The following is a 21,929-nucleotide window of genomic DNA, read 5'->3' as shown; positions in this document are numbered from 1 at the left end:
GTAGCTAAGTTCGGCACAGATAAGCGCTGAAAGCATCTAAGCGCGAAGCTGGCCCCGAGATGAGTCATCCCTAGAGCTTCGAGCTCTCTAAAGGGTTGTCGTAGACGACGACGTTGATAGGCAGGGTGTGTAAGCGCTGTGAGGCGTTGAGCTAACCTGTACTAATGGCCCGTGCGGCTTAACCATACAACACCCAAGAGGTTTTGGGTTGGACTCGAAATAAGCCAGTTGATTGTGGCGAGAACGAAACAGCTTTCTAGATTACAAAATTTTGCTTGKCGACCATAGCGCTTTGGACCCACCTGACTCCATGCCGAACTCAGTAGTGAAACGAAGCAGCGCCGATGGTAGTGTGGGGTTTCCCCATGTGAGAGTAGGACATCGCCAGGCTTTGATTACAATTGATTAAAGCAAAGAAATATAAGCCTTTAGTCATACAGAATTGGTGCGGAGTGGTAGTTCAGTTGGTTAGAATACCGGCCTGTCACGCCGGGGGTCGCGGGTTCGAGTCCCGTCCACTCCGCCACTACTTAGAAACCCTGCTAAATTTAGTAGGGTTTTTTGTTATTGGGTCGTTGGGACGATTTGCTTTATAAATAAGCGATTAAACGTCTGAAGAGTAATTGGTGGTGGTAATTTGTCGCGGGATCGCTACAATAGGCACCTATCTACAGGGGTATAGCTCCAATTGGCAGAGCAGCGGATTCCAAATCCGCGTGTTGGGGGTTCGAATCCCTCTACCCCTGCCAAACACCAAAGCATCGACATTGTCGGTGCTTTTTTTGTATGTGAATTATCAAGCTTCTCGTAACCCGATGAAGGGTAGATGTGAACATGCAAACGACAAAAAAGGCGTGTTGGGGGCTGGGTCGCCAGCCCGGTCGAATCCCTCTACCCCTGCCAAATATTAAAGCATCGACATCGTCGGTGCTTTTTTTATACAAGTATCACTCGATACACTCGCTTATTGGTGATTTTGGTGTGGCAGCTAAATCCGCGTGTTGGGGGCTGGGACGCCAGCCCGGTCGAATCCCTCTACCCCTGCCAAACATCAAAGCATCGACATTGTCGGTGCTTTTTTTGTATCTACTGTCTGTAGTAGTAACCACGCCTTTCTTCCCTTTTTCTTCCTCCTGTTTCTTGTTCACATGTCGCGGTATGATGAGTTTTTACCAATCGAAAGGAGCACCCAGTGGTAAGCATATTGTGGGTAGGGCTTGGCGGCGCATTAGGGGCGTCCTCGCGTTTTTTAGTTTCAGAGTGGAGCGTCGCGGTGTTTGGTCGAGGATTCCCGTACGGCACCCTAATGGTTAATGTGCTGGGCTCATTAGCGATGGGGGTCTTTTTAGCGGCGATGAGCCAAGAGCTGATTGCCCCAGTGCCTTGGCGTCAACTGATTGCGATTGGCTTTTTAGGCGCGTTCACTACCTTCTCGACCTTTTCAGTGGATACCTTGCTTCTTTTTCAACATGGTGAGACGGTGAAAGCCTTGTTAAACGTGGGTCTCAACCTTGCGTTATGCTTAGGAGCGGCCGCGATGGGGGCTTGGTTGCTAGGACGCATTACTGGGTAGGTAAAAACATGCCATTACGTCGCTTGTTGTTGCGGCGGTGATTTCTTATACTGGCGTTGAACTTGTCGGAGTGCCAATTGGCTGAGACCACGTTAAGTGGGATCCGTTGAACCTGATCTGGTTAGGACCAGCGAAGGGAACAAGAGATGCATCAGATCACAGACGCAACCCGTCTGCCAGTTTGCTCACATCTCAATTCAGCGTTTTCCGGCAAGCATTAATTCCCATAATGAACACCGGAGTAATGCTATGTCGACCCGTAAACAGGCCCGTCTTGAGGCCAAATCTTTTATCGATTCCCTCTCTGCGCAAACCTACCCCAACTCGGAAAAAGTCTATGTCGAGGGATCGCGACCCGATATTCGCGTCGGGATGCGAGAAATCCACCTTTCTCCGACCTTTGTGGGTGGGAGTAAAGACAATCCGCAGTACGAGGCCAATGAATCCATTCGGGTTTATGACACATCAGGGCCTTATACCGACCCACAGAGTGCTATCGATATTTACCAAGGCTTAGCCCCAGTGCGCAAAGCCTGGATTGATGAACGTGCCGATACTCAGTTCCTTGATGCAGTGAGCTCAGACTATGCGCAGACTCGCCTCAGTGATGAAACCTTGGATGATCTTCGCTTTGGCGCCTTACCGCGTATCCGTCGGGCGAAACCTCATCAATGTGTGACCCAGCTTCACTACGCACGCCAAGGCATTATCACCCCAGAGATGGAATTTATCGCGATCCGGGAAAATATGGGTCGCCAGCAGTATCGTGAAGAGCAACTAAACCGCCAGCACCCAGGGGAAAGCTTTGGCGCGCATTTACCCTCAAACATTACTCCTGAATTTGTGCGCCAAGAAGTTGCTGAAGGGCGTGCGATTATTCCGGCCAACATTAATCACCCAGAAGCGGAGCCGATGATCATTGGGCGTAACTTTCTAGTGAAAGTGAATGCCAATATTGGTAACTCGGCGGTGAGCTCCTCCATTGAAGAAGAAACCGAAAAGTTGGTGTGGGCGACCCGTTGGGGAGCGGATACGGTGATGGATTTATCGACCGGACGCAATATCCACGAAACTCGCGAGTGGATTTTACGTAATAGCCCAGTCCCGATTGGCACTGTGCCTATGTATCAGGCGCTTGAGAAAGTGAATGGCGTTGCCGAAGACCTGACCTGGGAAGTGATGCGCGATACCTTGATAGAGCAAGCCGAGCAAGGGGTCGACTACTTTACCATTCACGCCGGGGTGCGTTTGCACTATGTGCCCATGACTGCCAATCGCGTGACTGGGATTGTCTCGCGCGGTGGATCGATTATCGCCAAATGGTGCTTGGCGCATCATCAAGAAAGTTTCCTGTATACCCATTTTCGCGAAATCTGCGAAATCTGTGCCGCTTACGACGTGTCTTTGTCGTTGGGCGATGGGCTGCGTCCCGGCTCAGTGGCAGACGCGAACGACGAAGCGCAATTCAGTGAGCTACGTACCCTGGGCGAGCTCACCAAGGTGGCATGGGAATATGATGTGCAGGTGATGATTGAAGGCCCTGGCCACGTGCCCATGCATATGATCAAAGAGAACATGGACGAGCAGCTTACCCATTGCCATGAAGCGCCTTTCTATACTCTCGGCCCGCTAACCACCGACATTGCTCCCGGTTACGACCATATTACCTCCGGCATTGGTGCGGCGATGATTGGCTGGTTTGGGTGTGCGATGCTTTGCTATGTCACGCCTAAAGAACATCTGGGTCTGCCCAACAAAGAGGATGTTAAAACTGGGCTTATCACCTACAAGCTTTGCGCGCATGCTGCGGACTTAGCTAAAGGACACCCGGGGGCGCAGGTGCGTGATAACGCCATTTCTAAAGCGCGCTTTGAATTCCGCTGGGAAGACCAGTTCAATCTATCCCTTGACCCGTTCACGGCACGCGCCTATCACGATGAAACACTGCCTCAAGAGTCGGGCAAGGTCGCACATTTTTGCTCCATGTGTGGACCGAAGTTCTGCTCCATGAAAATCAGCCAGGAAGTCCGGGACTACGCCAAAGAAAACGGCTATGCCGCCGCGGGTCAAGCGATTGATGTCGCTATGCTGGAAGACCCGTTAGCAGGCATGCAGCAAAAATCGCAAGAATTCCGAGAAAAGGGCAGTGAGCTCTACCTGCAAAAATCCCATCATTCTTCACCACAAGGCGCAGAGGTAAGCGACAGCGATAAGGTGGAATCATGAGCCTGACCCCGTTTGCGCCTATGTCTGAAGGTATAGGCCCATTATATCCGGTGGTGGACGATGTGGATTTGCTCGAACGCTTGCTTTGCTTGGGGGTGAAAACCGTGCAACTGCGTGTGAAGCAGCCAGCCCATCCACAATTGGCAGACTGGGTACAGCGCGCGGTGGCTTTGGGCCGCGCGCACCATGCGCAGGTGTTTATCAACGATCACTGGCAGCTTGCGCTTGAAGCTGGCGCCTATGGCGTTCATCTAGGGCAGCAAGACTTACAAGAGGCGGATCTTGACCGACTTGCGCGGCAAGGCGTGCGCCTTGGTGTATCGACACGCAGCCCCGAACAGCTTGCTGCAGCGGTTGAACTCACGCCAAGCTATCTCGCCATCGGCCATATTTTTCCCACCACCACCAAACAGCTCGCCGAACCACCGCAAGGTATTTCAGCGTTAGCGCAGCAGGTGGCGGCTGTGGATGGCCGTTTCCCGACGGTGGCGATTGGCGGTATTGATCTCGACCGAGCCCCTGACGTTTGGCGCACTGGCGTAGATGCCATTGCGGTGGTCCGCGCCGTGACGCAAGCGCCTGATTTAACGGCGCGCATTGACGCATTTAATCGCTGTCTTAATCCATTAAGACAGCAAGGAGGGCGTGATGCTATCGGACAGTGAATACCTGCGTTATAGCCGGCAAATCATGCTGCCAGAAGTCGGGGAATGCGGGCAGCAGGCACTTAGCAAGGCACGCGTGTTAATGGTCGGTGCCGGTGGGCTTGGAACCACCGCGGGCCTCTATCTTGCAGGCGCTGGCGTGGGGCAGTTAGCGATTGCTGATTCGGACCACATTGAGCTATCTAATTTGGCGCGTCAGGTGGCATATCGGGATGAGCAAATCGGCACCGGTAAAGCCGCAGCGCTAGCTGCTAACTTGGGCGCGCTGAACCCACATGGCCACTGCCGGACCATCAATGCCTATCTCGAGGGTGAACGTCTGGCGCTCGAAGTGGCGATGGCGGATGTGGTGCTTGATTGCAGTGATAATCTCGCCACTCGCCATGCAGTCAATCAAGCCTGTGTAGAGGCTGGCACGCCGTTGGTGAGCGCGGCCGCGATTGGCTGGCAAGGCCAGTTATTGGTTTATCAACCACATAGTGCATGTTATGCGTGCGCCTTTACAGACGTGACGCCCTCTGAACCCACGCGCTGTGCTGAGGCTGGGGTAATGGGGCCGGTAGTCGGCATGATCGCCACCGCGCAAGCGCTGGAAGGGATAAAATTATTATTAGGGCAGGCGGTCGGGACCAATCGCTTGTCACGGTTTGATGGACAAACCATGACATGGCAGCACTTTTCGCTGCCTGTTCATCCGCACTGTGCGGTTTGTCAGCCAACGCGGGAGGTAAGTGATGCAGTTAATCATTAATGACGCACCCACAGAGGTCAATGCTACGACCGTCACGCAATTGATTGAGGAGATGAAGGTGCCGGCCGAATCGGTCGCCGTCGCGCTAAATCAAACCATAATTGCGCGTGATGCTTGGTCATCCACGTCACTCACCGCTGGCGATAGCTTGGCGGTCTTTCAAGCGATTGCCGGAGGATAATTATGTTAACCATTGCGGATACGACGTTTTCATCTCGCCTGTTAACCGGCACCGGCAAGTTTGCCAGTCGCAAGACTATGGCCGAATCACTGGCGGCCAGTGGGACTGAACTGGTCACCATGGCCCTAAAGCGAGTCGATGTGCATGCCACACAAGACGATATTTTAACCCCGCTGCGCGAGCTCGGTGTACGCCTGCTGCCCAATACCTCAGGGGCGAAAAATGCGCAAGAAGCGGTCTTTGCCGCGCGTCTTGCCCGAGAAGCATTGGGAACGCATTGGGTGAAGCTGGAAATTCACCCCGACCCCAAATATTTGATGCCTGATCCGATTGAAACCCTTCAAGCGGCGAAAACGCTTGTGGATGAGGGGTTTGTGGTGCTGCCATATTGTCATGCCGATCCTGTGCTGTGTAAGCGTTTGGAAGAGGTGGGATGCGCGGCGGTGATGCCCCTTGGCTCACCGATTGGATCCAACCAAGGGCTGGCCTCAATGGCGTTTCTCGATATCATTATCGAGCAAGCTCGCGTGCCGGTGATCATTGATGCCGGCATTGGCGCACCGTCAGAGGCGGCGTTAGCGATGGAGCGCGGTGCCGATGCAGTATTGGTCAATACCGCCATTGCCACGGCTGGCGATCCGATTGCCATGGGCGCAGCGTTTAAACAAGCGGTTGAATCAGGACGCTGTGCGTATCGCGCTGGACTGGCGGGCACACACAATCACGCCCACGCGTCTAGCCCTTTAACCGCGTTTCTTGACGCTAAGGAGGCGTGATGAGTTTTTCTGAGCGGTGGGCAGCACTCGATTGGGATCATCATCGCCTTTCGATTTACAGCAAAACGCGCCAAGATGTCGAGCGGGCGCTGGCCAAGTCTTCGCGTAATTTGGACGACTTCGCTGCCCTGATCAGTCCTGCCGCTGAAGGGTACCTTGAGGCCATGGCTCAGCAATCTGCGGCGCTAACGCGGCAGCGGTTTGGCTACACCATGGGGTTTTACATTCCGCTGTATCTCTCCAATTTGTGCGCCAACGTGTGTACCTATTGTGGTTTTTCGATGGAAAACCGAATCAAACGGCGCACGCTGGATGAAGCTGAGATCGCCGCCGAGTGTGAAGCGATCAAAAAAATGGGCTTTGACAGTGTGCTCTTGGTGACCGGTGAGCATGAAACCAAGGTAGGGCTCGAGTATTTTCTCCGCGCCTTACCGGTGGTGAAGCAATACTTTCATCATGTGGCGATGGAGGTGCAGCCGCTGGATACCGAGGCGTATCGCGCCTTGGTGGCACAGGGTGTGGATGCGGTGATGGTTTACCAAGAAACCTACCACGCTCCAACCTATGGGGAACACCACAAGCGCGGCAATAAAACCGACTTTCACTACCGGCTGCAAACCCCAGATAGGTTGGCACAAGCAGGGGTCGATAAGATTGGTCTCGGCGCCTTGATTGGCCTTGAGGACTGGCGTACCGACAGCTTTTTTACCGCCCAGCATCTCGATTATTTGGAAAAGCAATACTGGCAAAGCCGCTATTCGCTATCTTTTCCGCGCTTACGCCCTTGCGCGGGGGCGTTACAGCCGAAATCGGTGATGACGGATAAGCAGCTGGTTCAGCTGATTTGTGCCTATCGGTTGTGGAATCCGCAAGTGGAGCTGTCGCTATCGACACGGGAGTCACCCCRCTTTCGCGACAATGTGTTACCGCTTGGCGTCACGAGCTTATCCGCGGCGTCAAAAACCCAACCAGGCGGTTACGCGAACCCTGAGCCACAATTGGAGCAGTTTGCTATCAGTGATGAGCGCAGCGCGGCAGAGGTGGCCGCCAGCGTCCGTGCCCTTGGGTTTGAGGTGGTATGGAAAGATTGGGATAACATCTACGATATCGCGCGTCAGGTGCAAATGGCTTCACAAACGGCAGCGGGTTAGCGACAATGCGGGCATGAAACGTATTACTTTATATGTGGGCCCGCGCTGTCCTCACTGTGAGGCGGCCAAAGCTTACTTGGATAAAAAGGGGCTGCGTTATCGTGTCGTCGATACGGCCACGCCCAAAGGCAAGAAGCTGCTGGCGGCAACAGGCTCGCGGGGTGTCCCAGTGATTTGCATTGGCGATACGACTTTGCGCGGCTTTTCGCCTAAAGCGGTCGAGAAAGCTCTGAAAGGGGAATAAAAAAAGCGTCCAATCGGACGCTTTTCATCTTTTCACACTCGGTAAAGACGCGACTTAACGGCTTAGTGGCGCGGTCGCTTGTTTTAACCAAGCTTGGTCTTGCTCATCTAAAGATGGGCTAACTTCATCCCACACGGTTTGATGATAGCGATTCCACCACTGGATTTCCGCCTCGCTGAGTAAGCTCACATCGACCAAACGACGATCGATCGGTGCACGCGTGAGTGAGGCAAACCCGAGCATCGTCATGTCGCCCTCGGTGGGCTTTTCTTCAATCAACTCGAGGTTTTCAATCCGGATCCCAAACGCCTCGGCGCGGTAGTAGCCCGGCTCGTTTGACACCACCATGCCCGGCAATAGCGCGACGCTATTGGGCGCTTTGGAAATGCGCTGCGGACCCTCGTGTACGTCCAAGAAATGCCCGACACCGTGACCGGTGCCATGGTCAAAATCATAGCCGTGTTGCCACAAATACTGGCGTGCTAAGGCATCAAGCTGGCTGCCTGAGGTGCCTTTCGGGAACAGCGCGGTGGCCAGCGCAATATGCCCTTTAAGCACCAGCGTGAAGGCCTTTTTGATCTCAGCGCTGCATTCGCCCACCGGCACGGTACGGGTAATGTCGGTGGTGCCGTCATAGTATTGGCCGCCTGAGTCGACCAAGTAGACGTTGTTGCTCTCAATCACGCTCGGTTTGGGCTGATTGTTGTGGTTATAGTGACACATGGCCGCATTGCCACCGGCGGCGGAAATGGTATCAAAGCTTAAGTCGACCAGTTGATCGTCTTGTTGGCGGAATTGATACAGGGTGTCTGCGAGCACGGCTTCATCAGGGCGTTCACCGGCGTCGACTTGACGGTCAAACCAGGCCAAAAAGCGAGTCACGGCAACACCATCGCGCACGTGACAGGCACGCATACCGGCGATTTCTTGCGGGTTCTTGGCCGCTTTTTCGAGCGCACATGGGTCTTGCGCTTCCACTACGGTGACTTGCGCTTGTTGGAGCGTGTCCAGTGTCCACGCATTGGCACCGTTTGGGTCGACCAATACACGTTGACCACTCAGTGCTTGCAGGGCATCAACTAGGCTGTCTGGGTGCGCGACGCTCACGCCTTCGCCCACGTGTGCATCAAAGCCTTCGGGCAGACGCGCGGGGTCGATAAATACGGTCACGTCACCGGATTGCTTGATAATCGCTTGGGTCAGTACCACGGGCAAACGTGGGATATCGCGACCACGGATATTGAGCAGCCAACAGACGGCAYCTGGTTGAGTGAGTACCGCGGCATCAAGACTCTGATCGGCCAGCTGCTGGCCAATAGTTTGACGCTTATCTAAGCTGGCGCGGCCGGTTTTCTCTTCACCCAGTAAAATGGCAGGGCTATTAAGCGGGGCGGGGCGATCGTCCCACAAGCTTTCAATCGGGTTTTGCTCAACGCTCACCAGTGTCAAAGCCCCATCCAGCGCACGTTGGGTGCGTTTGTACCAAGCAGCGCTATGCATGCGAGCGTCGATAGCCAGCTTGGCACCCTTGGGTAATTGTTGCTGGGCCCATTGCACCGGTGGCTCATCAATCAGATGGCAGTAGTCAAACAGGCCGGCGGGGACTTGCTTACGGACTTGAACCACATAGCGGCCATCAACAAAAATCGCCGCCTTGTCGCGGGTGATCACCGCGGCCCCTGCGGAGCCGGTAAAGCCGGTTGCCCAATGCAGGCGCTCATTGTGCTCAGGCACGTATTCGCCGAGGTATTCGTCTTCGTGGGGGATGAGTAAGGCGTCATAGTCGTGTTGAGCCAGCCAGTGTCTTAGCTGCTCAATACGCTTGGTAAGGGTCGCGTCCATTATTCTTCCTTCTTTAAATTGGGTGAACTTGCCATGTTCGGCCTCGCGTAAAAACCCGTGGATTAGACCCTAGCGCGATGGGCGATAGGTTGCAATTTTGCCGGGCTAAACTGCTGACAGCGCGAAATAATCAAGGCTTTCAGCCATTGGTGCCCCGGGTCATTTTCTTGATTTTGATGCCAAAACAAGGTGTACGCCATTGGCGGGATTGGCGTCGGTAACGGCCGCACCACCAAATTGAGCGACGCGGCAATATAATGCGCAAACTGGCTTGGTGAGGTAAACACCAGGTCGGTATAGGTACACAGGCTCGCCGCACTGTTGAAATCTGGCACGTACATGGCAATGTCACGCTCAATATTACGCTCTGCCAGTTTATAGTCCAACAGCCAGCGGTCATTCCCGTCACACTTCACCTGTACATGTCGCAGTCCAAGGTAACGCGCTTCATCCCATGGGCCCTTGAGCGCTGGGTGATCAGCGCGCATCAACACACACTGGTGATCTTGGCAAAGCTCTTGGTAGCGCACACCCTTGGGCGGCATCATGGTCAACATGGCATCGGCGGGATTTAAATCTTTACCGGTAATACCAAAATCGATATTGCCGCGGGCGAGGCCATCAAAGGTAGTTTGATCCCAAGCGGCGGTATTGAGGGTGATCGATGGGGCGGCCTCTAACATATCGCCAATAAATTGGGGCAGCAGTAATGGGTAGGCACTTTCTACGAGCGCAAAGCGAAAACAGCGATCACTTAAGTGTGGCTGAAAATGGTCAGGTTCGGTCATCGCCGCGATATCATTGAGCAAAGCGCGTAATTTAGGTTGTAAGGTTTGTGCACGAACCGTGGGTTTTAAGCCGTGGGCGGCTCGAGTAAAAAGCGGATCGTTAAATTGCGATCTTAGCCGGGCCAGATTTTTACTCACCGCCGATTGACTTAAATGCAGGCGTTTGGCTGTGCCCGTGACATTGCACTCTTCTAAAAGTACATGCAAACACACCAATAAATTGAGGTCGGTACGTTGCAGTTGGTCCAAATCCATCTTTGGTATTCTCCTTGGGAATAACTGCTTTTACTATAAACCATTATGGTTCATACCCTGAAGCCACTATACTACGTGCTTGTATAGAGGAGTAACCCATGTCACACACTGACTCACCGACATCAAATCGCTTACTGGTCGCCTTAATGGTGTTACTGGTGCTGTTTAGCCCGATGGCGATTGATATTTACCTGCCTGCATTACCGTATATGGCAGGTGACTTTAATGTGAGCCCAACCTTGGCGCAAGATACCGTCACTTGGTTTATGTTTAGTTTGGGTTTGGGCCAGCTGTTTGCGGGGCCATTGGCTGACCGCTTTGGCCGTAAGCCTGTCGCGATCATTGGTATTTCACTATACGGTCTTAGCTCGCTGATGGCGTGGCTCGCCACCTCGATGGATATGATGCTGGTGGCGCGTTTGCTACAAGGTTTTGGTGCATGTGCGACGTCCGTGTGTGCGTTTGCGGCAGTGCGTGACCGCTTTGGTGCAGAGCGCAGCGGCCATATGATTAGCTATCTCAATGGTGCGATTTGCTTTGTGCCCGCCTTGGCCCCGCTACTGGGTAGCTGGCTCACGCAAATGTTTGATTGGCGCGCTAACTTCACCTTTATGCTCGGTTATGCGGCATTGGGCTTGGTCTTGGTCAGCGTATTTTTGCCTGAGACGCGCCCGACACATACAGATAACGCTGGGCGCTTATTCAGCTTACGTCGGTATTGGCAGGTGCTACGCGTGCCGACATTTACCTATCACATTATTCTTTGCATGCTGGCCATGGCGGTGATCTTAGCGTATGTCACCTCCGCGCCTGTATTGCTRATGGATAGATACGGTATTTCCATGAACAGCTTCACTTTTTGGTTTGGTGCTAACGCGGCACTAAACATTGCCGCGGCGATGTTAGCGCCGCGCTATATGGAAAAATTTGGTAGCCGCCGTGCGCTCAATATTGGCTTGATGATGCTGGTAGGCTCGGGTGGGCTGATGCTGGCATTAAGCTCTATTGCGACGCCTTGGGCCTTTATGTTGCCGATTTTTACCTCATCATTTGGCTTTGCTTGGGTGTTAGGCGCGTCAGCCGGCGCCGCTTTAGCCCCATTTTCTGACCGTGCTGGCACAGCGGCAGCCTTGTTGGGATTGTTCCAAATGAGTGGCGCAGGGCTGCTGGTTAGCCTGACTCAGCGTTTAGGTTTATCCGCCAGTGATTTAATGACCGTGCATATGTGGTTGCTGCTACCTGGCTTAATTATTTTGTGGTCACCGAAAGGTAAGCAATGGCATGGGAAAGCAGTAAGAGATTAAATAATCAGTAAAAACGACAATTCAGTTGGCAAATATAATAAGACGTGCAAAACGCTGGGGTCTCGACAACCCATTATCCCTTTTCGCTGGCTTCGGCCAGCGTTTTTTTATTTTGCTAAAAACCCCAAATTGAGAGTATATTTACTGAGCAAACCAAATTAATGCTCATTCCTTATCGTTTTATATCCAAAGGTCAGTTACACACTATGTCATTATCGACAATCGAAATGGCGCGCGTCCTTGAGCAACTTGAGGAATCGCCCGAGAAAATCATGTTTGGCAAATTGCTGGCAGAATTAGGCAGTCAAAGTGAAGAGCGTGTACGTAGCGCCGCCCACCAGGTGCCACTGAAATATTTACGCGAACTGGTTTATCAATTTAATCAGGTGATAGATGAGCGCCGATCTGAGCGTATTGAAGAAATCACCCAAGGCTTGGCGCAAGACGGTTTATCTGCCGACGAGCTTTATGAATATGTAATCCAACGCAAGATGGGCTGATCGCCGCCCATCCTCAAAGGAATAAACAAGACTGAGCGGCGTGTGGCGCTAGGATCGTTAGGTACTCGCCGCTGGTTGTTTGCTATTTTTGGGTTTGCGTTGCTGAATCAGTAGGCCCACGACAATAAAGCTAAGACCGATCAGGGTGCTGATATGAATCGTCTCGCCAATAATGGTGGCCAATAACACCAAGGAGATAAAAGGCGAGATAAAAATCAGATTGCTGATCCGTGAGGCATTCTGAGTATATTTCATTGCGCTCAACCACAGCATAAAGGTTATCCCCATTTCAAAAAGCCCCACATAGCTCACCGCGAGCCAGCCTTGCCAGGGGATCCCTGCCCACGACGCTGTCATGCCGGCTAACAGTAATGACACCGGCAGCGACAGCATAAAACTTAACAGAATGCCGAGCACCGGGTCGGCAGGATTTTTAGTATTCAGTACCCAAAAACCTGCCCACAATAGCGTGGAGAGCAACGCAAGCCCAATGCCTAGCGGGCTGTCAAATTGTAGCGAGAGCAATTGGCCTTTGGTTGCTATGACCACCACACCAAAATAGCCCAACGCCGCCGCAATCCAATCTTGACGACGAATAGTATGGCCGAGAAACACCGCTGCCATTAAGGTCAAAGTAATGGCCCAGCTGTAGTTCAAGGGTTGCGCCAAGGAGGCGGGAAGAAGATCATAGGCTTTGAAAAGAACCAAATAATAAATTAAGGGATTAATCATTCCGAGCAGGCAATAATAGCCAGGCCGGCGACGAAACGTCGGCCACAGTGCCGATAGTTTGCCTTGCGCGGCGGCAATAGCGGCGAGTACGACGACCGATACCACGCTGGCGGCGGCCAGCATTTGAATCGGGGTCATGTAGCTTAAGGTGATTTTGAACGCGGTCGCGACTGTTGACCACAACAGCACGGCAGATAATCCAAATATCAGTGCTTTACGTTCATTGTGCATACTGCCTCCCTGCAAAGATGCCTTCGATTCCAGGCAGTCTACGGTATTCGTACGCACCGAGATAGACTGGACATCTATCCAGTATCCCATTAGCCTTGCTGACATCAGTGACCGTACAATAGAGAACCCATTATGCTTGATGGTCTGTCATTATCCACCTTGTCTATCCTGACGTTTTGTTTCGGCGTTATCAGTGCCTCAGGGCTGAGCTATTGGCTGCATCGACGCGTAGTCACCCAATATCAACAGTGGTTTGACACGCAATATGGCCAACAGCAGGCGACCGCTGACATGCAACAACAACAGCTTCGTCAGCAACTGGAACAACAACAACAAGAGTTGGATAGCTTGGATGTTGAACGCGATCGTCTAACGCAAGAGCTACGCCAGTATTACGGCAAATTAACTTCTGCTAGTGAGAAGCTACGTCAACTGGAGCAATTACGCCAAGACAATCAAGCGCTGTCAGACAAACTGGATGCGGTACGTGAGGATAAATCAGAACTGTTAGCTGAGCTTCGTGAAGTCAAAGCGAGTGCGGAGCAACAACTCAATGCGGCGAAAGAAAAGCACGCGTTATTGGAAAATGCGGAAGAGAGGCTGCGCACCCAATTTGAACAGCTGGCCAACCAGGTATTTGAGCAAAAAGTCCATTCTGTTGATGAGCAGAATAAAATGAGCTTAGAGAGCTTACTGGGGCCGCTGAAGTCGCAGTTGGAAGGGTTTAAAAAGCAAGTGACTGACAGCTTTGGCGAACAAGCGAAAGAGCGTCACACCCTGATTCATGAAATCAAAAACCTCCAGCAACTGAATGCGGATATGACCCGTGAAGCGCACAATCTGACCCAGGCGCTAAAAGGTGACAACAAGCAACAGGGCAACTGGGGCGAAGTGGTGTTGGCGCGTATTTTGGAAGAGTCCGGCTTGCGTGAAGGGCGTGAGTATCAAACCCAAGTGAGCTTTGAGAACGAGCAAGGTAAGCGTTATCAGCCCGATGTGGTGGTGAAATTACCCCAAGAAAAAGACGTGGTAATAGATGCCAAAATGGCCCTCGTCGCCTATGAACGTTACTACAACGCAGAGACCTTGGCTGAGCAAGATGCGGCGCTAAAAGAGCATGTACAAGCCATACGCCAGCATATCCGCGGGCTGGGGCGTAAAGATTATCATCAGCTTCATGGCGTGCGTTCGCTGGATTACGTACTGATGTTTATTCCGGTGGAGCCGGCTTTCCAAGTCGCGGTTGAGGCGGATGCCCGCCTGATCCGTGAGGCGATGGACAATAATATTATGCTGGTCAGTCCTACCACTTTGCTGGTGGCACTGCGTACCATCAATAATTTATGGCGCTATGAATACCAAAACCAAAATGCCAAACAAATCGCAGAGAAAGCGAGCAAGCTCTATGACAAGGTGCGCCTATTTGTTGGTGATATGGAAGCGCTCGGCAATGCGCTGGGTAAAGCCAGTGACAGTTATCAAGGGGCGATGAACAAACTCAGCCAAGGCCGCGGTAATATTATTCGCCAAGCGGAAGGGTTTAAAGCGCTGGGGGTGGAGGTGAAACGGGATATCAGCCCGTCGCTCGCCAGTGTCGCTACCGAGCCGGCGGCAGATGAACCTCTCAACCTGACCCAGGCCGAACGGGACGCCAACCAGCAATAATCATAATAAACTTGGCCGCACGCTTGGAGTCGGGATGGGCGATAAAGTAAACTGGAGCCAATATGTTAGGGGAATACAATGACAGATAAAAACGCGCACCAGGATCAAGAGACCATCGACTTTGGCTACCAGCAAGTCAAACGCCAAGAAAAAGAAAGCCTCGTGGCCAATGTGTTTCATTCGGTGGCGGCGAAGTACGATCTGATGAATGATGTGATGTCGATGGGCATTCACCGGATCTGGAAACGCTTTACCATTGATTGCAGTGGTGTTCGTCCTGGGCAAAAAGTGCTCGACTTAGCCGGTGGTACTGGTGACCTTACGGCAAAATTTTCTCGCCTTGTTGGTGAGCGCGGTGAAGTGGTGCTCGCCGACATTAATAACTCAATGCTCAAGGTGGGTCGCGACAAACTGCGCGACAAAGGCATTGTTGGCAATGTCAGTTACGTGCAAGCCAACGCCGAGGCACTGCCTTTCCCTGATGACCACTTCGATTGCATCACTATCGCGTTTGGTCTGCGCAACGTCACCGATAAAGATGCTGCCTTACGCTCAATGTTTCGTGTCCTCAAGCCTGGAGGGCGTTTGCTGGTGCTGGAGTTTTCCAAACCGGTTGCCGAGCCGTTATCAAAAGTCTACGACGCCTACTCTTTCCATGTGTTACCGAAAATGGGGCAACTGATTGTTAACGACCCAGACAGCTACCGTTATTTGGCCGAATCGATTCGCATGCACCCAGATCAAGAAACCTTAAAAGGAATGATGGAGCAAGCCGGTTTTGAACAAGCCAGCTACTACAATCTCACGGGTGGCATTGTAGCGCTGCACCGTGGATATAAATTCTAAGGAGCCCACATGGCGCTTGATTCACTTTTATGCGCGGCCCTGGAAACAGCGCTTAATGCGGTGATTGCCAAAGATGCCGATAGCCAGCGTCGCCTTGCGCGTCTAAAAGGGCGTTGTATCGGCGTTACGCTCCAAGAGCTTGATCGCCAACTGATTTTTATCTTCGACCAACGCATTGATGTACTCAGCCATTATGAGGGTGAGCGTGATGCTAATTTGTCGTTATCGCTATCGGCATTGCCGCAGTTACAGCAAAAGGCCAATTTAACCGCGCTAATCAAAGCGGATAAACTCACGCTGGAGGGGGATATCGATGTCGCCCAGCAGTTCTCTCAGTTGCTCAGTGGTATCGAACTGGATGTGGCAGAGTGGTTGGCACCGTATACTGGCGATGTGATTGCCCACACGGTGGTGAGTCACGCCCAGCAGCGCTGGCAGCAACTGCAACAATTGGCTCAGCGACAACAGCGCTATGCGGGGGATGTGATTACTGAAGAGTGGCGTTTAGCGCCAGGGGCGCTTGAAGTGGCCGCTTACAGTGACCAAGTGGACGAATTGCGCAGCGATGTCGCGCGATTGGAAGCCAGGTTTAAGCAGTTGGTAGAACGGGTGGAGTCTGCATGACGCTCAATGAAATTCGTCGCTTGCATTTTATCATCCGCACCTTACTGTTGTACGGTGTCGATGCTTTGTTGCCCAAACAACCTTTAACACGGCTGGCGCATCTTGGTCGTCAATCACTGTTTTGGCTGAAAAATCAGCACCCAGATAAGCCGGTAGGAGAACGTTTACGGTTGGCCTTACAAAGCTTGGGCCCGGTATGGGTAAAGCTTGGGCAAATGATGTCGACGCGCCGCGATCTCTTTCCGGGTGATATCGCCAACGAGCTGGCGCAACTGCAAGATAAGGTGGCACCGTTTGATGGCCACAAAGCCAAAGCGCAAATCGAAGCCTCGTTAGGCGGCCCATTGGAAACCTGGTTCAGCGATTTTGACCCCAATCCGCTCGCCTCCGCCTCAATCGCGCAAGTGCATACCGCTACGCTCAAATCGAACGGCCGCGAAGTGGTGCTGAAGGTGATCCGTCCCGATATTTTGCCGGTGATCCAAGCTGACTTGCGACTGATGTATCGTGTGGCACGGTTGGTGGCGCGCTTTTTGCCCGATGCGCGTCGGTTAAAACCGGTCGAAGTCATCCGCGAGTACGAAAAAACCTTGCTTGATGAGCTGGACTTAATGCGCGAAGCGGCCAATACCATTCAGCTGCGCCGCAACTTTGAAAACGACCCAGCGCTGTATGTGCCCGAAGTGTTCAGCGATTACTGCCGCAAAGACGTGATGGTGTCTGAGCGAATCTATGGCATTCAAGTGTCGGATATCGAGGCGCTACAAGCCAATGGCACTGATATGAAGCTGCTGGCTGAGCGCGGGGTGGAGGTCTTCTTTACTCAGGTGTTTCGTGACAGCTTTTTCCATGCGGATATGCACCCGGGCAACGTGTTTGTCTCCTACGAGCACCCGGATGACCCGCAGTGGATTGGGCTGGATTGCGGGATTGTCGGCACCTTAAATCGCGACGATAAACGCTATTTGGCGGAAAACTTTATCGCCTTTTTTAACCGCGATTACCGCAAAGTGGCCGAATTGCACGTCGACTCTGGCTGGGTGCCGCACGACACCAACGTGGATGATTTTGAGTTTGCCATTCGCACCGTGTGTGAGCCGATTTTCGAAAAGCCACTGTGCGAAATCTCGTTCGGTAATGTGTTATTAAACCTATTTAATACCGCGCGCCGGTTTAATATGGAAGTGCAGCCGCAGCTGGTGTTGTTGCAAAAAACCTTACTCTACATTGAAGGACTGGGGCGTCAGCTCTATCCGCAGTTAGATTTGTGGACCACGGCCAAGCCGTTTTTAGAGTCGTGGATGAAACAGCAAGTGGGGCCCCAAGCGGTGTGGGCAGCGGTCAAAGAGAAAGCGCCATTTTGGGCCGAGAAGTTACCTGAAATCCCAGAGCTGGTGTATGACGGATTGCGCCAAGGGCGACAAATTAACCAACGGCTCGATGCTTACTATCATGGTTATTTGCAAACCCGGCAACGTCATTCACGCGCCACCTACATGCTCGGCATTGGGGCCACCTTGCTGCTGACGGCGACCATTTTGTTCGCCAATCATGTCGAGACCTTGCCGGGCGTCGCTGCCACAGGTGCGGTGATCTTTTGGTTGTGGGGCTGGCGACTTTGTAATAAAACTTGTAATAAATAGCAGTTACACTGCTGCGCACATCAAGTTAACCAAACGGAAGAAAGGGAACCGGTATGGGTGGAATTAGTATTTGGCAGTTGCTGATCATTGCGGTGATTGTGGTGTTGTTATTTGGCACTAAGAAGCTGCGCAACATGGGTGGCGATCTTGGCTCGGCGGTCAAAGGCTTTAAAAAAGCGATGAACGATGACGACGCAAAGACCACTGACAAAGATGCGGATTTTCAGCAGCAGTCGTTGGATAGCAGTGATAGCGACGCGTCGAAAAAAGAGCAAGCACGCAAAGATAAAGAGCAGGTGTAAGCCGTGTTTGATATTGGTTTCTGGGAGCTAGTGCTGATTGCCATTATTGGCCTCGTGGTGCTTGGCCCGGAGCGATTACCGGTCGCGATACGCAATGTGTCGCGCTGGGTGGGGGCGGCGAAACGGATGGCTGGCTCCGTCCGTGATGAGCTTGAGCAAGAGCTCAAACTCAAAGAGCTCCAGGACAACTTACATAAGGCCGAACAAGCGGGGATGAAAGATTTGTCACCTGAGTTACAAGAGTCGGTCGACACCCTACGTCAACGCGCGGCGGATGTACAACGCCCTTATGCAGCATCACCTGCTTCTCATCACCCAGATGAAGGCGACGATGCGCCATCAACGGATAAGCGATAACGAGCCCGACGCTTTATGTTTTCGGTGAACAAACCACTATGTCTTCTGTGAACGATACTCAGCCCCTTATCAGCCACTTGATGGAGCTTCGTAACCGCCTGCTGCGCGCAATTATCGCCATCTTAGTGGTCTTTGCCTGCTTGGTGTATTTTGCCAATGATATTTACAGCCTGATTGCCCAACCGCTGATCGACAAACTGCCCGAAGGGGCGAGCATGATCGCCACCGATGTGGCCTCACCCTTTTTTACCCCCATTAAGCTTACGCTAGTGATATCGGTATTCGTGGCCATCCCTGTGGTGCTATATCAAATCTGGGCGTTCGTTGCTCCCGGCCTGTATAAGCATGAACAGCGGTTGGTGATGCCGCTTTTGGTTTCCAGTTCGTTGCTGTTCTACGCGGGCGTGGCATTTGCGTACTGGGTGGTGCTGCCATTGGTGTTTGGCTTTTTCACGTCTATTGCGCCAGAAGGGGTGCAAGTGGCAACGGATATTGCCAGTTATCTCGACTTTATCTTGGCGCTGTTCCTCGCCTTTGGCATTGCCTTTGAGATCCCCATCGCGATTATACTGCTGGTTTGGACAGGGGCGACCACGGCACAAAGCTTAACCCGCAAGCGGCCCTATGTGATTGTGGCCGCGTTTGTGGTGGGGATGATGCTGACGCCACCGGATATGATTTCACAAACCTTGCTGGCCATTCCCATGTGCTTGCTGTTCGAGCTGGGCGTGGTGCTATCGCGTTTTTACGTCCCACGTGAAAAATCAGAATCCGAGGAGGCCAGCGAATGATCGATATTGGTGTCAATCTGACCAGCACACGGTTTGATCAAGACAGAGACACCGTGGTGGCTGGTGCCAAACAGGCGGGTGTCACTGGCATGATTCTGACCGGCACCAGTGTTGAAGAAAGCCAAGCGGCGGCCGCGCTAGCGAGGTCTTATCCTGGTTTTGCCTATGCCACAGCGGGGATTCATCCGCATGATGCCAAATCGGTCGAGGCGACAGATTTAAGCGCTATTCAGCAATTAGCGCAGCGTCCCGAGGTGGTCGCAATCGGTGAGTGTGGGCTCGATTTCAATCGCGATTTTTCGCCGCGGCCGCAACAAGAAGCGGTGTTCGAGGCGCAGCTTGCGCTAGCGGCTGAGTTGTCGATGCCAGTGTTTATGCACTGTCGTGATGCCCACGATCGCTGGTTCGCCATTTTGCGGCCATGGCTCGACAAACTGCCCGCAGCGGTACTGCATTGTTTTACTGGCGATGACCGTGCACTGCGCGATTGCCTCGATGCCGGCTTATATATAGGGGTGACGGGGTGGCTATGCGACGAGCGCCGCGGACAGCAGCTGCAGCAACAGGTAAGCTGGTTGCCCGATGATAGGCTGATGATAGAAACCGATGCACCGTATTTGCAGCCTCGCGATATACGGCCGCGACCCAAACGCAGTCGCAATGAGCCGAAATATTTGCCACACATTGCCCAAACAGTGGCACGATTGCGCCAACAGCCTGTCGAACATATTATTGATTGTACAATAAAAAACACTCAGCGCTGCTTTTCGATTCAGTGACTGGGTGAACACTACACGAGGCAGTTCGCTGCCCCAAAGCCCAGGTCTGCAACTTAAAGGAGGATACTGTGACCGTATCCATTCAAGGCGCCTTTCCTGCTCGACGCCTGCGTCGTACACGCAAAACTGACTTTAGCCGCCGTATGGTGGCGGAGCACTCATTGTCCGCAAGCGATTTGATTTACCCAATCTTCGTGCTCATGGGTAAGAATCGTCGTGAGCCAGTGGCATCCATGCCCGGCATCGAGCGACTCTCGATTGATTTATTGCTCCATGAAGCGGATTACCTGGCCAAGCTGGGTGTCCCTGCCATTGCCCTGTTTCCTGTGATCCCGAAAGAGTTTAAAACCAGCTGTGCCTCAGAGGCATTTAACCCCGAAGGGTTAGTGCCACGCGCGGTGCGCTTGCTTAAAGAGCATGTGCCGCAAATGGGCGTGATCACTGATGTGGCGCTAGACCCTTATACCGTGCACGGCCAAGATGGGATCATTGATGAAGACGGCTATGTGATGAACGAGCCCACCACCGAGGTACTGATCAAGCAAGCCCTATCTCATGCCGAAGCGGGCGTCGATATTGTCGCGCCTTCCGACATGATGGATGGACGAATTGGTCGTATTCGTGAGTCGTTGGAAGCCAATGGTCATATCAATACCCAGATCATGGCGTACTCTGCCAAGTATGCGTCCAATTACTATGGCCCGTTTCGCGATGCATTAGGCTCGGCGGCGAACCTGAAAGGCGGTAACAAAGCCAACTATCAAATGGATCCGGCCAACAGTGATGAAGCCTTGCACGAAGTGGCGATGGATATTGCTGAAGGGGCGGATACCGTGATGGTTAAACCCGGGATGCCGTATTTGGATGTGGTACGCCGGGTAAAAAATGAGCTTAAGGTGCCAACCTTTGCTTACCAAGTATCGGGTGAATATGCGATGCACAAAGCGGCAATCGATAATGGTTGGCTAAAAGAGCGCGAGACGGTGATGGAATCACTATTGTGCTTTAAGCGAGCGGGGGCAGATGGGATCCTCACCTACTTTGCTAAGCAAGTGGCCGAGTGGTTAGCGGAAGACGCTGGCGTTACTTTGCCTCCCAGACCGGAAGAGACGGTCGGTTAACTCTCCTTTTATGACAGCGCCCTTGCCCCGAGCAAGGGCGTTTTTTTAGCCTGCCCAGTATCACCCCACAAAATTTAAGGGATCACATTGCGGTTAATGGGGTTCTGTAGTGAGATCAGTGTTTCGGTGGATTGCACTTCGTCGATGGCTTGTAGCTTGTCAATCAACACAAACTGTAACTCTTCGATAGAGCGACACATGAGCTTAACGAAAATATTATAGGCCCCCGTGGTGTAGTAGGCTTCTACTACCTCGTCGAGCTGATTGAGTTTGTCTAGCGCCGAGTGGTAATCCCGCGCCGCTTTAAGGTTGATACCGATAAAGCAGCACACGTCGTAGCCGAGTTTTTTGGTATTGACCAATATTTCCGTGCCTTCGATGATGCCCGCGGCTTTCATTTTCTCAACCCGCACGTGAACCGTGGCGGGACTGACATTAAAGCGCTTGGCCATTTCTGCGTAAGGGACGCGAGCGTCATCCAACAGGGTAGAGAGAATACGGCGATCTAGGTCATCTAATTTTGGCAACTCGTTCATTGTTTTAATCTTTTTGTTATAGCATGGCCAGACTTTTCGTTAACGC

General features: G+C 52.6%; 23 protein-coding genes, 2 tRNA genes, 2 rRNA genes and 1 riboswitch. Of the genes, 23 read left to right on the top strand and 4 right to left on the bottom strand.

From position 1 onward, the window contains the following. The 12 genes from BZG13_RS06955 to BZG13_RS06900 all read left to right on the top strand — a co-directional run. A 23S ribosomal RNA gene (locus BZG13_RS06955) occupies positions 1-186 on the top strand; the annotation flags it as partial. Between the two features lie 88 nt (positions 187-274). Beyond that, a 5S ribosomal RNA gene (gene rrf, locus BZG13_RS06950) occupies positions 275-390 on the top strand. A gap of 59 nt (positions 391-449) precedes the next feature. Further along, positions 450-526, top strand: a tRNA-Asp gene (locus BZG13_RS06945). Between the two features lie 146 nt (positions 527-672). After that, positions 673-749: transfer RNA gene (locus BZG13_RS06940), tRNA-Trp, on the top strand. Between the two features lie 443 nt (positions 750-1,192). Further along, entirely contained in the window at positions 1,193-1,573 is a 381-nt protein-coding gene (gene crcB, locus BZG13_RS06935; protein WP_069586806.1) for a fluoride efflux transporter CrcB, read from the top strand. Positions 1,574-1,629: 56 nt separating this feature from the next. Beyond that, positions 1,630-1,729: riboswitch (TPP riboswitch) on the top strand. A gap of 93 nt (positions 1,730-1,822) precedes the next feature. Continuing rightward, on the top strand, positions 1,823-3,799 hold the full coding sequence (gene thiC, locus BZG13_RS06930; protein WP_077486030.1) for a phosphomethylpyrimidine synthase ThiC: 1,977 nt from the start codon (positions 1,823-1,825) through the stop codon (positions 3,797-3,799). Further along, positions 3,796-4,464, top strand: a complete 669-nt coding sequence (thiE, locus tag BZG13_RS06925) for a thiamine phosphate synthase (protein ID WP_077486028.1) — start codon at positions 3,796-3,798, stop codon at positions 4,462-4,464. Before thiC ends, thiE begins: the two co-directional genes overlap by 4 nt. Further along, entirely contained in the window at positions 4,448-5,215 is a 768-nt protein-coding gene (locus tag BZG13_RS06920; RefSeq protein ID WP_077486026.1) for a HesA/MoeB/ThiF family protein, read from the top strand. Before thiE ends, BZG13_RS06920 begins: the two co-directional genes overlap by 17 nt. Further along, entirely contained in the window at positions 5,199-5,396 is a 198-nt protein-coding gene (thiS, locus tag BZG13_RS06915) for a sulfur carrier protein ThiS (RefSeq protein WP_077456872.1), read from the top strand. The genes BZG13_RS06920 and thiS overlap by 17 nt, the downstream gene beginning before the upstream one ends. Before the next feature lie 2 nt (positions 5,397-5,398). Next, positions 5,399-6,172 carry a thiazole synthase gene (locus tag BZG13_RS06910; RefSeq protein ID WP_077486024.1) on the top strand — a complete coding sequence of 258 codons (774 nt, stop codon included), beginning with the start codon at positions 5,399-5,401 and terminating at the stop codon, positions 6,170-6,172. Further along, the gene (thiH, locus tag BZG13_RS06905) at positions 6,172-7,323 is read left to right on the top strand and encodes a 2-iminoacetate synthase ThiH (RefSeq protein WP_077486022.1); all 1,152 of its coding nucleotides are present in this window, start codon (positions 6,172-6,174) and stop codon (positions 7,321-7,323) included. The genes BZG13_RS06910 and thiH overlap by 1 nt, the downstream gene beginning before the upstream one ends. A 13-nt stretch (positions 7,324-7,336) precedes the next feature. Beyond that, complete coding sequence (locus tag BZG13_RS06900; RefSeq protein ID WP_077486020.1) at positions 7,337-7,567, top strand: glutaredoxin family protein; 231 nt, start codon at positions 7,337-7,339, stop codon at positions 7,565-7,567. A 54-nt stretch (positions 7,568-7,621) separates the two neighbouring features. On the opposite strand, the gene BZG13_RS06895 is transcribed toward BZG13_RS06900, so the two are convergent. Continuing rightward, complete coding sequence (locus BZG13_RS06895) at positions 7,622-9,409, bottom strand: aminopeptidase P family protein (protein ID WP_077486018.1); 1,788 nt, start codon at positions 9,407-9,409, stop codon at positions 7,622-7,624. Between the two features lie 62 nt (positions 9,410-9,471). Continuing rightward, complete coding sequence (locus BZG13_RS06890; RefSeq protein ID WP_077486016.1) at positions 9,472-10,452, bottom strand: LysR family transcriptional regulator; 981 nt, start codon at positions 10,450-10,452, stop codon at positions 9,472-9,474. A gap of 98 nt (positions 10,453-10,550) precedes the next feature. Between BZG13_RS06890 and BZG13_RS06885 the strand changes: the two genes are divergently transcribed. Both BZG13_RS06885 and tsrA read left to right on the top strand, forming a co-directional pair. Continuing rightward, positions 10,551-11,756: a multidrug effflux MFS transporter gene (locus tag BZG13_RS06885; protein WP_077486014.1), complete on the top strand. Its 1,206-nt coding sequence runs from the start codon at positions 10,551-10,553 to the stop codon at positions 11,754-11,756. Between the two features lie 206 nt (positions 11,757-11,962). Then, complete coding sequence (gene tsrA, locus BZG13_RS06880; RefSeq protein WP_069361829.1) at positions 11,963-12,256, top strand: H-NS-like global regulator TsrA; 294 nt, start codon at positions 11,963-11,965, stop codon at positions 12,254-12,256. Between the two features lie 57 nt (positions 12,257-12,313). Here tsrA and BZG13_RS06875 read toward each other — a convergent pair whose 3' ends face one another. Continuing rightward, positions 12,314-13,219 (bottom strand): DMT family transporter, encoded by a 906-nt coding sequence (locus BZG13_RS06875; RefSeq protein ID WP_077486012.1) that lies wholly within the window; start codon positions 13,217-13,219, stop codon positions 12,314-12,316. Positions 13,220-13,351: 132 nt separating this feature from the next. Between BZG13_RS06875 and rmuC the strand changes: the two genes are divergently transcribed. The 9 genes from rmuC (at position 13,352) to hemB (ending at position 21,347) form a co-directional block, all read left to right on the top strand. Continuing rightward, on the top strand, positions 13,352-14,884 hold the full coding sequence (gene rmuC / locus BZG13_RS06870; RefSeq protein WP_077486010.1) for a DNA recombination protein RmuC: 1,533 nt from the start codon (positions 13,352-13,354) through the stop codon (positions 14,882-14,884). Between the two features lie 78 nt (positions 14,885-14,962). Continuing rightward, on the top strand, positions 14,963-15,730 hold the full coding sequence (gene ubiE / locus BZG13_RS06865; RefSeq protein WP_069361813.1) for a bifunctional demethylmenaquinone methyltransferase/2-methoxy-6-polyprenyl-1,4-benzoquinol methylase UbiE: 768 nt from the start codon (positions 14,963-14,965) through the stop codon (positions 15,728-15,730). 9 nt (positions 15,731-15,739) lie between these two features. Next, positions 15,740-16,354 carry a ubiquinone biosynthesis accessory factor UbiJ gene (locus tag BZG13_RS06860; protein ID WP_069361812.1) on the top strand — a complete coding sequence of 205 codons (615 nt, stop codon included), beginning with the start codon at positions 15,740-15,742 and terminating at the stop codon, positions 16,352-16,354. Next, the gene (gene ubiB, locus BZG13_RS06855) at positions 16,351-17,997 is read left to right on the top strand and encodes a ubiquinone biosynthesis regulatory protein kinase UbiB (RefSeq protein ID WP_077486008.1); all 1,647 of its coding nucleotides are present in this window, start codon (positions 16,351-16,353) and stop codon (positions 17,995-17,997) included. The genes BZG13_RS06860 and ubiB overlap by 4 nt, the downstream gene beginning before the upstream one ends. 53 nt (positions 17,998-18,050) lie before the next feature. Next, entirely contained in the window at positions 18,051-18,299 is a 249-nt protein-coding gene (gene tatA / locus BZG13_RS06850; protein WP_069361810.1) for a Sec-independent protein translocase subunit TatA, read from the top strand. Positions 18,300-18,302: 3 nt separating this feature from the next. After that, positions 18,303-18,656 carry a Sec-independent protein translocase protein TatB gene (tatB, locus tag BZG13_RS06845; RefSeq protein WP_069361809.1) on the top strand — a complete coding sequence of 118 codons (354 nt, stop codon included), beginning with the start codon at positions 18,303-18,305 and terminating at the stop codon, positions 18,654-18,656. A 38-nt stretch (positions 18,657-18,694) separates the two neighbouring features. Next, positions 18,695-19,447, top strand: a complete 753-nt coding sequence (gene tatC / locus BZG13_RS06840; RefSeq protein WP_077486006.1) for a twin-arginine translocase subunit TatC — start codon at positions 18,695-18,697, stop codon at positions 19,445-19,447. Further along, the gene (locus BZG13_RS06835) at positions 19,444-20,226 is read left to right on the top strand and encodes a TatD family hydrolase (RefSeq protein ID WP_077486004.1); all 783 of its coding nucleotides are present in this window, start codon (positions 19,444-19,446) and stop codon (positions 20,224-20,226) included. Before tatC ends, BZG13_RS06835 begins: the two co-directional genes overlap by 4 nt. A 68-nt stretch (positions 20,227-20,294) precedes the next feature. Beyond that, a complete protein-coding gene (gene hemB, locus BZG13_RS06830) occupies positions 20,295-21,347 on the top strand; it encodes a porphobilinogen synthase (RefSeq protein WP_077486002.1) in 1,053 nt (350 codons plus the stop codon). 74 nt (positions 21,348-21,421) lie between these two features. Here hemB and asnC read toward each other — a convergent pair whose 3' ends face one another. Beyond that, entirely contained in the window at positions 21,422-21,883 is a 462-nt protein-coding gene (gene asnC / locus BZG13_RS06825; RefSeq protein ID WP_074213846.1) for a transcriptional regulator AsnC, read from the bottom strand. Positions 21,884-21,929 lie beyond the last annotated feature (46 nt).

Origin of the sequence: Salinivibrio sp. ML323 (assembly GCF_001995745.1) — a bacterium.
GTDB lineage: Bacteria > Pseudomonadota > Gammaproteobacteria > Enterobacterales > Vibrionaceae > Salinivibrio > Salinivibrio kushneri.
The sequence above is the reverse complement of the archived record's forward strand: the minus strand, read 5'-3'. Positions and strand labels throughout refer to the sequence as shown.

Excerpts from the sequence above, each read along its gene's own strand:
- thiC (WP_077486030.1), top strand. The coding sequence starts at position 1,823 with ATGTCGACCCGTAAACAGGCCCGTCTTGAGGCCAAATCTTTTATCGAT.
- thiE (WP_077486028.1), top strand. The coding sequence starts at position 3,796 with ATGAGCCTGACCCCGTTTGCGCCTATGTCTGAAGGTATAGGCCCATTA.
- BZG13_RS06920 (WP_077486026.1), top strand. The coding sequence starts at position 4,448 with ATGCTATCGGACAGTGAATACCTGCGTTATAGCCGGCAAATCATGCTG.
- thiS (WP_077456872.1), top strand. The coding sequence starts at position 5,199 with ATGCAGTTAATCATTAATGACGCACCCACAGAGGTCAATGCTACGACC.
- BZG13_RS06910 (WP_077486024.1), top strand. The coding sequence starts at position 5,399 with ATGTTAACCATTGCGGATACGACGTTTTCATCTCGCCTGTTAACCGGC.
- BZG13_RS06900 (WP_077486020.1), top strand. The coding sequence starts at position 7,337 with ATGAAACGTATTACTTTATATGTGGGCCCGCGCTGTCCTCACTGTGAG.
- BZG13_RS06890 (WP_077486016.1), bottom strand. The coding sequence starts at position 10,452 with ATGGATTTGGACCAACTGCAACGTACCGACCTCAATTTATTGGTGTGT.
- tsrA (WP_069361829.1), top strand. The coding sequence starts at position 11,963 with ATGTCATTATCGACAATCGAAATGGCGCGCGTCCTTGAGCAACTTGAG.
- BZG13_RS06875 (WP_077486012.1), bottom strand. The coding sequence starts at position 13,219 with ATGCACAATGAACGTAAAGCACTGATATTTGGATTATCTGCCGTGCTG.
- rmuC (WP_077486010.1), top strand. The coding sequence starts at position 13,352 with ATGCTTGATGGTCTGTCATTATCCACCTTGTCTATCCTGACGTTTTGT.
- ubiE (WP_069361813.1), top strand. The coding sequence starts at position 14,963 with ATGACAGATAAAAACGCGCACCAGGATCAAGAGACCATCGACTTTGGC.
- BZG13_RS06860 (WP_069361812.1), top strand. The coding sequence starts at position 15,740 with ATGGCGCTTGATTCACTTTTATGCGCGGCCCTGGAAACAGCGCTTAAT.
- ubiB (WP_077486008.1), top strand. The coding sequence starts at position 16,351 with ATGACGCTCAATGAAATTCGTCGCTTGCATTTTATCATCCGCACCTTA.
- tatA (WP_069361810.1), top strand. The coding sequence starts at position 18,051 with ATGGGTGGAATTAGTATTTGGCAGTTGCTGATCATTGCGGTGATTGTG.
- tatC (WP_077486006.1), top strand. The coding sequence starts at position 18,695 with ATGTCTTCTGTGAACGATACTCAGCCCCTTATCAGCCACTTGATGGAG.
- BZG13_RS06835 (WP_077486004.1), top strand. The coding sequence starts at position 19,444 with ATGATCGATATTGGTGTCAATCTGACCAGCACACGGTTTGATCAAGAC.
- asnC (WP_074213846.1), bottom strand. The coding sequence starts at position 21,883 with ATGAACGAGTTGCCAAAATTAGATGACCTAGATCGCCGTATTCTCTCT.